The following is a 15622-nucleotide window of genomic DNA, read 5'->3' as shown; positions in this document are numbered from 1 at the left end:
ACAACACACCACCAACCACAGCCGCCGCAATCTCCCCCTGGCTATGACCCACCACCGCCACAGGACACACCCCAAACGACCGCCACACCGCCGCCAACGACACCATCACCGCCCACAACACCGGCTGCACCACATCCACCCGCCCCACATCCACCACACCCTCCACACCCTCCACACCCCGCAACACATCCGACAACGACCAATCCACAAACGGCCCCAACGCCCGCTCACACTCCGCCACCCGACCCGCGAACACCGACGACACCCCAAGCAACTCCGCACCCATCCCCACCCACTGCGAACCCTGACCAGGAAACACCAGCACCGGACCCACACCACCCACCAGCCCCGCCCCATCCGACTCCACCACGCCCGGATGCGCCGCACCCCCCGCCAACGCCTCCACACCCGCCAACAGCCCAGCCCGATCACCACCCACCACCACCGCCCGACGCTCAAACACCGACCGCGTCGCCACCAACGACCACCCCACATCCACCGGCAACAGCCCGGACACACCACCCACCCGCTCAGCCAGAGCGGCAGCCTGCCCCCGCAACGCCTCCACACTCCGCGCCGACACCACCCACGGCACCACCCCACCCACCTCGGATGACGCCGCCCGCGCATCCTCCTCTGGCGCCTCCTCCACGATCACATGCGCATTCGTGCCACTGATCCCGAACGCGGACACCCCGGCCCGGCGTGGCCGCTCGCTCCTCGGCCACTCCACCGGGTCCGTGAGCAATCGCACCGCACCACCTGACCAGTCCGCGTGCGGGGTCGGCTCGTCAATGTGCAGGGTGGCGGGCAGCAGTTGATGACGCAGGGCCATCACCATCTTGATGACACCGGCCACGCCCGCCGCACCCTGCGTATGGCCGATGTTGGACTTCAGCGAGCCGAGCCACAGCGGCCGGTCCTCCGGCCGGTCCTGCCCGTACGCGGCGATCAGGGCCTCGGCCTCGATCGGGTCTCCCAGGGTGGTGCCCGTGCCGTGGGCCTCCACCGCGTCCACCTCGGCGGAGGACAGCTGTGCGTTGGTCAGGGCCTGGCGGATCACCCGCTGCTGCGATGGACCGTTCGGCGCGGTGAGCCCGTTCGACGCGCCGTCCTGGTTGATGGCCGAGCCGCGGAGCACCGCCAGCACCTGGTGGCCGTTGCGCCGGGCGTCGGACAGCCGCTCCAGCAGCAGGAGGCCCACGCCCTCCGAGAAGCCCGTGCCGTCCGCGGCGGCCGCGAAGGGTTTGCAGCGGCCGTCGGGGGCCAGGCCGCGCTGGCGGGAGAACTCCACGAAGGTGTTCGGTGTGGTCATCACGGTCACACCACCGGCCAGGGCCAGGGTGCACTCCCCCTGCCGCAGCGCCTGACAGGCGAGGTGCATGGCCACCAGCGAGGATGAGCATGCCGTATCCACCGTCACCGCGGGCCCCTCCAGGCCGAGGGTGAAGGCCACCCGGCCGGAGACGACGCTCAGGGTGTTTCCGGTGAGCAGATATCCTTCCGCGCTCCTTTCGATCTGCGGGGTGCCGAAGCCGAGGATTCCGGCGCCCGCGTAGACTCCGGTGGGGGTGCCCTTCAGCGAGGTGGGGTCGATTCCGGCGCGTTCGACCAATTCCCAGGCGGCTTCGAGCAGTTGGCGCTGCTGTGGTTCGGCCGCCAGTGCCTCGCGGGGGCTGATGCCGAAGAAGGTGGCGTCGAAGCCGTCGGCCCGGTTCAGGAATCCGCCGTGGCGGACGTAGCTGGTGCCGGAGTGGTCGGGGTCCGGGTGGAACAGCCCGGCCAGGTCCCAGCCGCGGTCGTTCGGAAACTCCGCGATCGCGTCCCCGCGCGAGGCGAGCAGCTGCCACAGGTCCTCGGGCGAGGTGATTCCGCCGGGATACCGGCAGGCCATGCTGACGATGGCCACCGGCTCCTGGGAGCGCTCCTCCATCTCGCGGAGCCGCCGACGCGTCTGGCCCAGATCGGCCGTGACCTTCTTGAGGTACTGGCGGAGCTTCTCTTCGGTACCCGGCATCAGTTCCGCTCCTCCATCAGGGCAGTTCACGGTCAATGAGCTCGAACATCTCGTCGTCCGAGGCGGCTTCGAGGGCGTCGAAGCCGGTCGTCCCGGCCGGGTCGCCGGGCCCGCCGCCGTTCCACTTCGCCAGCAGGGCGCCCAGCCGTTGGGCGATCCGCTGCCTGCCCTGGTCGTCGGTGTCGAGGGCGGCCAGGGTGGTGTCCAGCCTGGCCAGCTCGCCCAGAACCGGGTCGACGGCGTTGTGCCCCGGTGTGGCCCCGTCGCCGGGGGCCAGCCGTTGCAGCAGGTGGTCGGCGAGTGCGGCCGCTTCCGGGAAGTCGAAGACCATCCCGGCGGGCAGGCGCAGACCGGTGGCGGCGGCGAGGCGGTTGCGCAGTTCGACGGCGGTCAGGGAGTCGAAGCCCAGTTCCTTGAAGCTGGCCTCGGCCTGCACGGCGTCCACATCGGCGTGTCCGAGCACCGTGGCGGCGTGGCCACGGACCAGGTTGAGGACGAGTCGGTGCCGCTCGGCCGTGGACCGGCCCGCGAGCCGGGCTGCCCAGTCGACCTGCCGGTCCGCCCCGGCCGCCGCCGCGGTGCGCCGCCCGGCGCCACCGCCGCCCGTGGCGGCCAGTGCGCGGAGTGTGGCGGGCAGGCTGTCGGCGGGGAGTCCGGCGAGGGTGCGGGGGTCCACCCGGGCGGCGATCAGATGGGCGGCACCGTGCTGAACGGCGGCGTCGAGGAGCGCCAGACCGTGCCGGGTACTCAGGGCGGTCACTCCGGTACGGGACATCCGGGCCAGATCGGCCTCGGCCAGGTGTCCGGTCATGCCGCTGGCGTCGGCCCACAGGCCCCAGGCGATCGAGACGCCCGGCAGCCCGGTGGCCCGCCGGTGGGCTGCGAGCGCGTCGCAAAAGGCGTTGGCGGCGGCGTAGTTGGCCTGTCCCGGGCTGCCGAGCGTGCCGGCGGCGGAGGAGAAGAGGACGAACATGCCGAGCCGCAGATGGGCCGTCGCCGTGTGCAGCTGGGCCGCGGCCGTGGCCTTGGCCGACCAGACCCGTGCCAGTCGTTCGGGGGTCTGGGAGGTGACCACCGCGTCGTCCAGCACACCGGTGGCGTGGATGACTCCGGTCAGCGGATGTGCGGGGTCGATCCCCGCCACCAGCTCCGCCACCGCCCGGGCGTCGGTGACATCCGTCGCCGCGACGCGCACCCGCGCGCCCAGCTCTTCCAGCCGGGCGGCCAGGTCGCGGGCGCCCGGAGCGTCCGGCCCCCGCCTGCTCACCAGCAGCAGCTGGCCGATCCCCCATGCGCGGACGAGGTGTTCGGCGATGTGGGCGCCCAGGGTGCCGGTGCCACCGGCGATGAGGACGGTGCCGTCCTGGTCGACCGCGGCGGGTACGTCGAGCACCAGCTTGCCGGTGTGCTTGGCCTGGCTCAGCTGCCGTAGTGCGTCCCGCGCCCGGCTGAGCGGCCAGGGCCGTACGGGCGCGGGACACAGCGCTCCGGCGGCGAACAGCCCGCTCAGCTCGCGCAGCATCTCCCCGATGCGGTCCGGCCCGGCGTCGGGCACCAGGTCGAAGGCGCGATAGCGGATGCCCGTGCGCACGGCCGCGAGGTGTTCCGGGTCGCGGATGTCGGTCTTGCCCATCTCGGAAAGGCGTCCGCCGTCGGCCAGCAGCCGCAGTGAGGCGTCGACGAACGGCCCGGTGAGGCTGTTGAGCACCACATCGACGCCACGTCCGCCGGTGGCCTCGCGGAAGGTCTCCTCGAAGTCCAGCTCGCGCGACGAGGCCCGATGCGCCGCATCGATTCCCATTTCCTCCAGCACACCGTGCTTGCCGGGGCTCGCCGTCGCGTACACCTCCGCGCCCAGGTGGCGGGCGATCCGCACCGCCGCCATGCCCACACCGCCGGTGGCGGCGTGGACCAGCACCGTTTCGCCGTTGCGCAGCCCGGCCAGGTCCACCAGTCCGTACCAGGCGGTGAGGAACGCCACCGGTACGGCGGCGGCCTGCCGGAAGCTCCAGCCGTCGGGGATCGGCACGACCATGCGCGCGTCCGCCACCGCCCGCGGGCCGAACGCGCCCTCGAACAGGCCCATGACCCGGTCGCCCACCGCGAGCCCGGTCACCTCGGGGCCGATGTCCACGACCACCCCGGCGCCCTCGCTGCCGCGGAACACCCCGCCCCCGGGATACATCCCGACGACGATGAGCGCATCGCGGAAGTTCAGGCCCGCCGCGTGCACCGCGATCCGGACCTCTCCCGGGCCCAGTGGCTCCAGCGCCTCGGGGCATGCCACGGGCGTCACGTTGTCCACGGTGGACGCGCCCTCCACGGCGAGCCGCCACCCGGGCTGTGCCACCGGGCCCACCAGACCTCCGCTGCCGGGGCCGCCCGCGCGCAGCAGCCGGGGTGCCCACACCCGGCCGGAGCCCACCGCCACCTGCGGTTCGTCCAGGGCGAAGGACCTCAGCACACCGTCCAGTACCGCCGCGCCGATCCCGTCCGGGTCGGGCGCGCCACGCGGATCGCGGTCGAGCAGGATGAACCGGTCCGGGTTCTCGGCCTGTGCGCTGCGCAGCAGTCCCCATACGGCGGCACCGGCGGGGTCCGCGGCTCCGGAGCCGGGGTCGTCCGCCACCGGGCCACCGGCCGCGACCGCGCCGTGTGTCACCACGGCCAAGCGGGCCTCGGTCAGCCGGGGTTCGGCCAGCCAGCCCCGCAGCAGGTCCAGGGTCCGCCGTACGGCAGCCAGGGCATCGGCCTCCGCGGTCCCGATGTCCACAGCCATGTCCACGGGCGTGGTCGTGGCAGGTACGGCGGTCAACGCCACCGGGGGGATGGGGGCCCCGGCGTCGATGGCGGCGACCAGCGACTCCAGGTCCGGGTGGCGGGCCATGTCCGAGGGGGCCCAGTCCAGGCATTCGGGGCCCAGCGCCACCCAGCCGCCGTCCCCGGCCACCGGCCCGGGCAGCCCCGTCCCCGCGCCGGGCGCGGGCTCCGGGAGCGGGATCCAGTCCAGGGTGAACAGCCCGTCCACGGCGCCCCGGCCGGCGGACCGCAGCTGATCGGTACGGGCGGGGCGCAGCACCAATGAGTCGACCGTCAGCACCGGGTCGCCCACGGTGTCGGCCACGGCGATCCGCAGCGCCCGCTCGCCGTCCGTGTTCCGCTCGTGCGGGGACAGCCGGACGCGTACGGTGGTCGCTCCGGCGGCCCACAGCGACACCCCGTTCCAGGCGAACGGCAGCCACATCTGGCCGCCGTCGTGCCGCTCCTCGGGCCGGTCGAGGAGGTAGGCCGGGTGCAGCGCGGCGTCCAGCAGCGCCGGGTGGATGCCGAATCCGGCCCGGTCGCCCGCGGCTTCGGGCAGCGCCACCTCGGCCAGCAGATCCGTGCCGTCGCGCCACAGTGTGCGGACGCCCTGGAACACCGGACCGTATCCGTATCCGGCCGCCGCGGCACGCTCATAGAAGCCATCGGTGTCCAACGGCTCCGCGCTCGGCGGGGGCCAGGCGCCGGAGGGCCGGGGTGCCGGTTCACCGTGGGGGCCGAGTACGCCGACCGCATGGCACACCCAGACCGGGTCCGCGGTGGTTTCGGCGTCGCGGTCGGGCCTGGAGTACACCCGTACGTCGCGGCGTCCGTCGTCGGCGGTCTCGCCCACCACCACCTGGACGCGCAGCCCGCCGGTGTCGGGGAGGACGAACGGGATCTGCAGGGTGAGTTCTTCCAGCGTGCCGCAGCCCGCCTCGTCGGCGGCTCGGAGCGCCCATTCGACCTGCGCCGCGCCCGGGACCAGCCGGGCGCCCGCCACCGTGTGTTCGCCGAGCCAGCCCTCGCCGCCGCCGGCCGTCAGCCGTCCGGTGAGCAGATGGCCGCTGCCGTCGGCGAGCTCCACGGCCGCGCCGAACAGCGGGTGTCCGGCGGGGACCAGGCCGAGGTCGGCGGGGTCGCCGCCCCGGCTCGCGGTGTCCTCGAGCCAGTAGCGCTCGCGCTGGAAGGCGTAGGTGGGCAGGGCGACCACGTGGGGGGCGGGGGAGCTCGAATACAGGGTGGTCCAGTCGACGTCGGCCCCCGCGGTGAACGCCTGGGCCAGCGATCGCACCAGCTGGGCGAGATCGCCGTGGTCCCGGCGCAGGGTGGGAACGGTGACGGCGGGGACACCCGCCTCCTCGAAGCTCTCCTGCATGCCCACCGTGAGGACGGGGTGGGTGCTGGCCTCGATGAACACCCGGTGGCCATCGGCCAGCAGCGCCTGGACCGCCTCGGCGAACCGGACCCGCTCCCGTAGGTTCCGCACCCAGTAGCCCGTGTCCAGGACGGAGCCGTCGGCCCGGGCACCGGTCACGGTGGAGTAGAACACCACCCGGGACGCGGTCCCGCCGATCGGCTCAACTCCGCTGAGCAGCATGGTGAGTTCGTCGGCGATCTCATCGACCTGGGGGCTGTGCGAGGCGTAGTCCACCTCGATCGTCCTGGCTCGTTCCGCGGCGTCACGGCAGGCCGCCACGGTGGCGGCCACCTGCTCCGGCGGGCCGGACACCACCGTGGAGGCGGGGCCGTTCACGGCGGCCACGACCACGGCGGCGGCGCGGTCGCCGAGCCCGGACAGCAGCTCCGTGGCCTGGTCCTGGCCCACGCCGAGCGATGCCATGGCCCCGCCACCGGCCAGTTGGCGCAGCGCCCGGCTGCGCAGGGCCACGATCCGGGCGCCGTCCGCCAAGGTGAGCGCCCCTGCCACGCAGGCGGCGGCGATCTCGCCCTGGCTGTGGCCCACGACGGCGGCGGGCCGCACCCCGTGGCCCGCCCATACGGCGGCCAGGGACACCATCACGGCCCAGAGGACGGGTTGCACCACATCCACCCGGCTCAGCTCGCCCGCGCCGTCCACACCGCGCAGCACATCGGTGAGCGACCAGTCGACATGGGGCGCGAGCGCCCGTTCGCACTCGGCCGCCCGGGCGGCGAACACCGGCGAGGCGTCCAGCAGTCCGGCGCCCATACCGATCCACTGGGAGCCCTGGCCGGGGAAGACCAGCACCGGGCCCGCGCCGCCCGTGGTGGCGGCCGTGCCGGTGTGCACCACGCCCGGGTGGGTCTCGTCGGACGCCAGCGCCTCGACGGCCGCCGTCAGCTCGGCGCGGCTCTCGCCGACCACCACGGCCCGGTGGTCGAACAGCGTGCGGGAGCGGATGAGGGACCAGCCCACGTCGACGGGCGAGCCCGTGGGGCCGGTGGCCAGCCGCGCGGCGAGCGCCCGCGCCTGTCCCCGCAGCGCGTCCGCGCCCCGCGCGGACAGCACCCAGGGCACCACCCGGGGGCCATCGGACTCGGGACCGGGCTCCATACGCCGGTCCGGGGCCTGTTCCAGGATCACATGGGCGTTGGTGCCGCTGATTCCGAAGGACGATACGGCGGCCCGGCGCGGACGCTCGTCCGTCCGCCACTCGACCGCCTCGGTCAGCAGCCGCACTCCGCCCTCGGCCCAGTCCACGTGCGGGCTCGGCTCGTCGATGTGCAGCGACGCGGGCAGCAGGCCGTGGCGCATCGCCATCACCATCTTGATCACACCCGCCACGCCCGCGGCGGCCTGTGTATGACCGATGTTGGACTTGATGGAGCCGAGCCACAGCGGACGGCCCTCCGGCCGCTCCCGCCCGTACGTGGCCAGCAGCGCCTGGGCCTCGATGGGGTCGCCGAGCGTGGTACCCGTGCCATGGGCCTCCACCGCGTCGACGTCCGCGGCGGAGAGTTGCGCGGTGGCCAGGGCCTGGCGGATCACCCGCTGCTGGGACGGTCCGTTCGGCGCGGTCAGACCGTTGGACGCACCGTCCTGGTTGACCGCCGAGCCACGGATCACCGCCAGCACCTCACGGCCGTTGCGGCGCGCGTCCGACAGCCGCTCCAGGACGAGCAGCCCGATGCCCTCGCCCCAGCCGGTGCCGTCGGCAGCCGCGGCGAACGGTTTGCAGCGGCCGTCCGGGGCCAGTCCGCGCTGCCGGGAGAACTCCACGAAGGTGTTCGGCGTGGCCATCACCGTGACACCACCGGCCAGGGCGAGGGTGCACTCCCCCTGCCGCAGGGCCTGCGCCGCGAGATGCGTCGCCACCAGCGACGACGAACACGCCGTGTCCACCGTCACCGCGGGCCCCTCCAGGCCGAAGGTGAACGCCACCCGGCCGGAGGCGACGCTCGGTGTGCTGCCGGTCATCAGCCGGCCCTCGACGCCCTCCGGGGTGCGGCCAAGGAAGCGGCTGCCGTAGTCGTCGTACATGACTCCGGTGATCACCGCGCCGCGGCTGCCGCGCAGGCTCACCGGGTCGATGCCCGCGCTCTCGAACGCCTGCCACGCGGTCTCCAGCAGCAGCCGCTGCTGGGGGTCGGTGGCCAGCGCCTCGCGGGGCGGGATCCCGAAGAACTCGGCGTCGAACCGCGGCGCCTCGTAGAGGAATCCGCCCTCGCGCGCATAGCTGGTACCGGTGTGGTCCGGGTCGGGGTCGAAGAGGCCCCCGAGGTCCCAGCCGCGGTCCGCGGGGAACTCCCCGATGGCGTCCACGCCGTCGGCCACCAGCCGCCACAGCTCCTCGGGGGAGCCCACTCCGCCCGGATAGCGGCAGGCCATGCCGACGATGGCGATCGCGTCGTCGTCGGTGGCCGCCGCGGCCTGGGTCGTCGGGAGCGGTGTCCCGGCCGGTGCGCCGCCGACCAGCCGCTCCCGCAGAAAGCGCACCAGGGCGTCGGGGGTGGGGTAGTCGAAGATGACGGTGGCCGGGATCCGGGTGCCGGTGGCCGCGTTGAGCCGGTTGCGCAGGTCAAGGGCCGTGAGCGAGTCGAAGCCGAGGTCCTGGAAGGCCCTGCCCAGGTCGATGGACTCCGGTGCGGGATGGGCGAGCACGGTGGCGACTTGGTCGCGCACCAGCCCTCCGATGAGGCGGTCCTGTTCCTCGGTGGACAGCCCGGCGAGCCGCCCGGGGAGGGAGTGCGACCCGGTGTTCCGTGTGGTCTGCCCGGCCCGCGCGGGGATGTGCACCAGCCGCCGCAGCACGGGCGGAAGTGGCCCGGCGGCGGCCCGGGTGCGCAGCGCCGCGAGGTCGAACCGTGCGGGGATGAGCGTGGGGTGTTCGGTGGTGAGCGCCGCGTCGAGCAGCGTCAGCGCCTGTTCACGGGAGACGGGGGCGATACCGGAGCGGGCCATCCGGGCGAGGTCCGCGTCGTCCAGATGGCCGGTCATGCCACCGGCGGAGGCCAGCAGCCCCCAGGCCAGCGTGTGGGCCGTCCGCCCTTCGGCGCGGCGGTGTTCGGCGAGGGCGTTGAGGAACATGTTGGCCGCGGCGTAGTTGGCCTGGCCGCCGTTGCCCATGATGGAGGCGGCGGAGGAGAACATCACGAACGCCGCCAGGTCCATGCCCCGGGTCAGCCGGTGCAGCTGCCATGCGGCGTCCAGCTTGGGGGCGAGGACGGTGTTGAGCTGTTCGGGGGTCAGGGCGGTGACCACACCGTCGTCGAGCACCCCGGCGGCGTGGATGACGGCCGTCAGCGGATGGGTTCCGGGGAGCGTGGCGAGCAGGGTGTCCAGCGCGTCGGGATCGGCGGCGTCACATGCGGCGATGCGTACGTCCGCCGCGCCCAGCGCGGTCAGTTCGGCCGCGAACGCGTCGATGTCCTCGTCCTCCGTGATGCCACCGCGTCGGCTGACCAGCAGCAGATGGCGGGCGCCGTGTGCGGCGACCAGATGCCGGGCGACCAACCGCCCCAGCGCTCCGGTGCCCCCGGTGATCAGCACCGTGCCGTCCGGGTCGAGGGCCCGGCGGGCCGGGGTGTCCGGGCCGGTGCGTACCGTGACCAGACGGGGCACATGGGGCGTGCCCGCCCGTAGCGCCACCTCGGATTCGGCACCGGCGACGGCGGCCGGAAGGACGGTGTGCAGGGCATCGCGCGAGGCGGGGTCGCCGTCCAGGTCGAGTAGGAGGATGCGCTCGGGGTGTTCGGCCTGGGCGGCGCGGACCAGGCCCCATACGGGCGCGGTGGCCAGGTCGGCGGGCCCGTCCGCGGGGCCGGTGGCGACGGCGCCGCGGGTGGCGATGACCAGCCGGGTTCCGGTGAACCGCTCGTCCGTCAGCCAGCTGCGCAGCGCGTCCAGGATGTGGTGGACCGCCGCTCGTACGCGGGCGGGTGTTTCGTCGGGGTGTGCCGAGGTGTCCGGTGCGCCGGGGCATTCGAGGACGACGATGTCGGGGGCGGGCTGTCCCCCGTCGAGGGCGGCCCGGAGCGCGGCCAGGTCCTCGTGTGCGGGAAGAGCCGGATGTGCGGGAAGAGCCGGGCGTGCGGGGTGTGCCGGGAGGGCCGGATCCGGTTCCCGGGGTCCGACGAGCGCCCAACTCGCTGAAGGAGGGGCGGTGTTGGCGGAGGTCGGATACGGCTGCCAGTCCAGGCGGTACAGCGGGGCGTCGGCACTGGCGGTGCGGGCCGAGCGCCAGCGGGCGGCGGAGACCTCCCGCAGCCCGAGGGCGTCGATGGTGGCCACGGGCGCGCCGTGGTCGTCGGTCAGCCTCAGGGTGATGGTGTCCGGGGCGGTGGGGGTGATGCGTACGCGCAGCCGGGTGGCGCCGGTGGCGAAGAGCCGCACCCCGCCGAAGGAGAACGGCAGCCGGACGGTCCCCTCGGCACCATCCGGCGCATGGCTGCCTCCGAAGTGGCCGACACCGCTGACACCGCCGACACCGCCGACACCGCCGACACCGCCGAAAAGCTCCTCCACCGGGTGCAGGGCGCTGTCGAGCAGGGCGGGGTGCAGTCCGTAGCCGTCGGCATCGGTGTGCTGTTCGGGGGCCAGCCGTACCTCGGCGAACATCTCCTCGCCGAGGCGCCATGCCGTGCGCAGACCCCGGAAGGCGGGCCCATAGGCGTATCCCCGCGCGGCCAGGCGCTCGTACAGGTCCGCCACGTCCACCGGGACGGCCCCGACGGGGGGCCAGGCCGTGGCCGACGGCTCGTCGTCGGGCGGTGGCGTGACCACCTCGGACAGGAGGCCGGTGGCGTGGTGGCGCCAGGCGGCAGGGGCGTCCAGGGCGTCACCGCCCTCGTCGTCGGGGCGCGAGGCGACGGTGACGGTCCGTCGTCCGGTCTCATCGGGCGGGGTGACGGCGAGCTGGATCCGTACCGCACCGGAGGCGGGCAGGATCAGCGGCGTCTCCAGGGTGAGGTCGTCGATCAGCTCGCAGCGGGTGTGCGTGGCGGCGAGGAGGGCCAGCTCCAGCAGGGCCGTGCCGGGCAGGGGGACACTGTCCGCGATGGTGTGGTCGGCGAGCCAGGCGTGGGTGCGCGCGGACAGGCGTCCGGTGAGCAGCAGCCCGCCGTCGAGCGTCTCCACGGCCGCCCGGAGCAGGGGATGGCCGGTGGCGCCGAGGCCGACGGCGCGTACGTCGGCGGTGGCGTTCGGCACGGGCCGCCAGTACCGCTGCCGCTGGAACCGGTAGGTGGGCAGGTCGACACGGCCCGCGTCCTCGGGGAGGGCGGCGGCGAAGTCGACCGTACCGCCGTCGGTGTGCGTCAGGGCGAGCGCGGTCAGCAGCGTACGGGGCTCGTCGCGGCCCGGACGCAGGGCGGTGGCGAACACGGGCGCGGTGTCTGGGGCGAAGGAGGTGTCGGCGGTGTCGGCGGTGTGTGCGGCCAGGGCGTCCTCAGCCATCGTGGTGAGGACGGCGTCCGGACCGAGTTCGAGGTAGCGCGTCACCCCTTCGCCGTGCAGGGTGCGCAGCCCGTCGTGGAACCGTACGGGAGCACTGACGTGGCGTACCCAGTACTCGGGGTCGCAAAGCCGCTCGGGGTCGGCCTGTCGGCCGGTGACGTTGGAGATCACCGGGATGCGCGGTGGGTGATAGGTGAGCCCGCGCGCCACTTCGCGGAAGTCGTCGAGCATGGGGGCCAGGAGGGGTGAGTGGAAGGCGTGGCTGACCCGGAGCCGCTTGGTGCGGTGCCCCCGCTCCTTCAGGGTGCGGGCGATCTCCTCGACGGTTTCGGCCGCTCCGGACACCACCACCGAGGCGGGGCCGTTGACCGCGGCGAGTGCCACGCGGTCCTCGCGGCCCGCGAGCAGGGGGAGGACCTGCTCCTCGGTGGCTTCGACCGCGGCCATGGCGCCACCGGAGGGCAGCGCCTGCATCAACCGGCCGCGGGCGGCCACCAGTTGGCAGGCGTCCGGCAGGGACAGCACGCCCGCCACATGCGCCGCCACCAGTTCGCCGATGGAGTGTCCGGTCAGGAACGAGGGGGTGAGACCGAACGACTCGACCAGCCGGAAGAGCGCCGTCTCCAGGGCGAAGAGGGCAACCTGGGTGACACCGGTGCCGTGCAGGGCCCGCGCCAGGCCGGTGTCCTCGGCCGCGAAAAGGATCTCGCGGAGCGGCTTGCCGGGCAGCGGATCGAGATGGGCGCAGACCTCGTCCAGGGTGGCGGCGAACACCTCGAAGGTCCGGTACAGCTCGCGTCCCATACCGGGCCGCTGGCTGCCCTGCCCGGTGAACATGAGGGCGGTGCCGCCGGGGCGGGTCGCCGCCGTGGCCCGGATCAGTCCGGGGTGGTCCTGGTCATCGGCCAGGGCCCGCACGGCGGCCAGCAGCCCGTCACGGCTCTCGCCGATGACCACGGCCCGGTGTTCGAGGGCCGAGCGGGTCCGGGCCAGCGACCAGCCCACGTCGGCCACGGGCAGCCCGGGGTGGGCGGTGAGATGGGCGACAAGTGCCTCGGCCTGGTCGCGTAACGCCTGTCCGGTACGGGCGGACACCACCCAGGGCACCACGCGGCGGTCCGGCGCCGCCGTGTCCGCGGCGGGCGGCTCAGGGGCGCGGTCCCGTGTGCGGGACTCCTCGGCGGGGGGCTGTTCGAGCAGCAGATGGGCGTTGGTCCCGGAGATGCCGAAGGAGGACACCGCGGCCCGCCGGGGCCGCTCGCCACGCGGCCACCCGACGGCTTCGGTGAGCAGCCGTACGGCGCCGGTGTCCCAGGCCACATGGGGCGTGGGCTGCTTGACGTGCACCGTGGCGGGCAGCGCCTCATGCCGCATCGCCATGATCATCTTGATGACACCGGCCACGCCCGCGGCGCCCTGGGTGTGCCCGATGTTGGACTTCACCGATCCCAGCCACAGCGGCCGGTCCTCGGTCCGGGCCCTGCCGTAGGTGGCTAGCAGTGCGTGGGCCTCGATGGGATCGCCGAGGCGGGTGCCGGTGCCATGTGCCTCCACGGCGTCCACCTCGGCCGGGGACAGCCGTGCGTTCGCCAACGCCTGGAGGATGACGCGCTGTTGGGAGGGTCCGTTGGGTGCGGTCAGGCCGTTGGAGGCGCCGTCCTGGTTGATGGCCGAGCCGCGGATCACGGCCAGCACCCGATGGCCGTTGCGCCGAGCGTCGGACAGCCGCTCCAGCAGCACCAGGCCCACGCCCTCGGAGAAGGCGGTGCCGTCGGCGTCCGCGGAGAACGCCTTGCACCGGCCGTCGGGAGCCAGCCCGCGCTGCCGGGAGAACTCGGTGAAGACGTTCGGGATGGCCATCACCGTCACCCCGCCCGCCAGGGCCAGGGTGCACTCGCCCTGCCGCAGCGCCTGACCGGCCAGGTGCATCGAGACCAACGAGGACGAACACGCAGTGTCCACCGTGACCGCGGGCCCCTCCAGGCCCAGGGTGTAGGCCACCCGGCCGGAGAGCACACTGGGCGCGTTGCCCGTCACCAGATAGCCCTCGGCGCTCCTCTCGATGTGCGGGGTGCCGAAGCCGGGCAGCGCGGTCCCCGCGTACACGCCCGTCGAGGTGCCCTTCAGCGAGACCGGGTCGATTCCGGCCCGTTCGAGGAGTTCCCAGGACACCTCCAACAGCAGCCGCTGCTGCGGGTCGATGGCAAGCGCCTCGCGCGGGCTGATCCCGAAGAACTCGGGGTCGAAGCGGTCGGCGTCATGGAGGAATCCGCCCTCGCGGGCGTGGCTGGTGCCGGGGTGGTCCGGGTCGGGGTGGAACAGCCCCTCCAGGTCCCAGCCGCGGTCGTCGGGGAACTCCCCCATCGCGTGCGCTCCGGAGGCCAGGAGCCGCCACAGCGCCTCGGGCGAGTCGGCGCCGCCGGGGTAGCGGCAGGCCATGCCGATCACGGCCACCGGCTCCTGGGAACGGTCCTCCAGCTCGCGCAGCCGCTGACGCGTCTCGTGCAGATCGCCTGCCACTCGCCTCAGATAGTCGACAAGCTTCTCTTCATTAGCGTGCGTCACGGAGGATCACCCGGCCTTCAGCGAAGGGCGCGCCACGTTGTTCATGACAGGCCAAGTTCGTTGTCGATGAAATCCAGAACCTGTTCGGCGGTCGCCACCTGCAACCGCTCCACGGCATTGCCGTCGGCCGCCGGTGCCGACGAGCACATCGCCTTCCACTGGGACAGCAGGGTCTCCAGCCGGGCGGTGACCGCGCCGGAGTCCATGTCCTCGACGGCGGCGGCCGACAGGCTGTTCTCCAGCCTGGCCAGCTCGTTGAGGACGGGGTGTGGCTGGGCCACGTCGGGGCCGGGAACACCCGGCTCACCGTCCGGGGAGAGCTCCCGGCGCAGTCGCTCGGCCAGCACCGCCGCCTCCGGGTGGTCGAAGACGAGGGCCGCGGGCAGCCGCAGTCCGGTGGCCGCGGCGAGCCGGTTGCGCAACTCCACGGCGGTCAGTGAATCGAAGCCGAGGTCCTTGAACGAGGCGTCCGGCCGCACCACATCCGGATCGGTGTGGCCGAGGACCGTGGCCGCCTGGGTGCGCACCAGGTTGAGCAGCAGCCGGTGCTGTTCGGTGGACGGCAACCCCCTGAGCCGTCCCGCCCAGTCGGTGTTCCGTCCACCGGCCGCCGCCGTGGGCCGGGCCCGCCCGCCGGCGACGGTGGCCAGGGCCCTTAGGGGGGTGGGCAGGGTGCCCGGGGCCTGGGCGGCGAGGGAGCCGGTGTCCAGGTGGAGCGCCAGCAGATGCGGATGGCCGTGGTGACGGGCCGCGTCCAGCAGCGCCAGCCCCTCCCCGGTGCTGTTGGCCTTGATGCCAAGGCGTCCGATCCGGGCCAGATCGGCGTCGGCCAGCCGTGCGGTCAGGCCGCTGGTGGCCGCCCAGAGTCCCCATGCCACCGACAGCCCGGGCAGACCGGCCGTCCGACGCCGGGTGGCGAGCGCGTCGCAAAAGGCGTTGGCGGCGGCGTAGTTGGCCTGTCCTGGGGTGCCAAGGTCGGAGGCGAAGGAGGAGAACATGACGAACATGCCGAGGCGCATTTGTGCGGTGGCGGTGTGCAGATGGGCCGCCCCCGCGGCCTTCGCCGACCAGGCCCGCGCCAGCCGCTTCGGATTCTGCGCGGGAAGCATCGCGTCGTCCAGCGCCCCCGCCGCGTGTACGACACCGGTCAGCGGATGCGCCGGATCGATTCCCGCGAGGACTTCGGCCACCTGGACGGCGTCGCCGATGTCGCAGGCGGCGACGCGTACGTCGGCCCCCAGGTCGGCGAGCTTGGCCAGCAGTTCCTTGGCTCCGGGGGTGTCGGGGCCACCGCGGCTCACCAGCAGCAGGTGGCGGATGTTCCAGGTGCGGACGAGGTGGTCGGCCACCAGCGCGCCGAG

Annotated in this window: 3 protein-coding genes; all 3 read right to left on the bottom strand. The window is 73.7% G+C overall.

All coding sequences use genetic code 11. The features are described 5' to 3' along the window. A partial coding sequence (locus VT50_RS27095; RefSeq protein ID WP_143645279.1) for a type I polyketide synthase occupies window positions 1-2017 on the bottom strand: 2017 nt, incomplete at its 3' end. Between the two features lie 16 nt (window positions 2018-2033). After that, window positions 2034-14261 (bottom strand): type I polyketide synthase, encoded by a 12228-nt coding sequence (locus VT50_RS27090; RefSeq protein ID WP_046084708.1) that lies wholly within the window; start codon window positions 14259-14261, stop codon window positions 2034-2036. Window positions 14262-14302: 41 nt separating this feature from the next. Then, the coding region (locus VT50_RS27085) for a type I polyketide synthase (RefSeq protein ID WP_143645278.1) at window positions 14303-15622 on the bottom strand (1320 nt) is incomplete at its 5' end.

Source organism: Streptomyces antioxidans (genome assembly GCF_000968685.2).
GTDB classification, from domain to species: Bacteria; Actinomycetota; Actinomycetes; order Streptomycetales; family Streptomycetaceae; genus Streptomyces; species Streptomyces antioxidans.
This window is presented reverse-complemented; position numbering and strand designations above follow the sequence as displayed.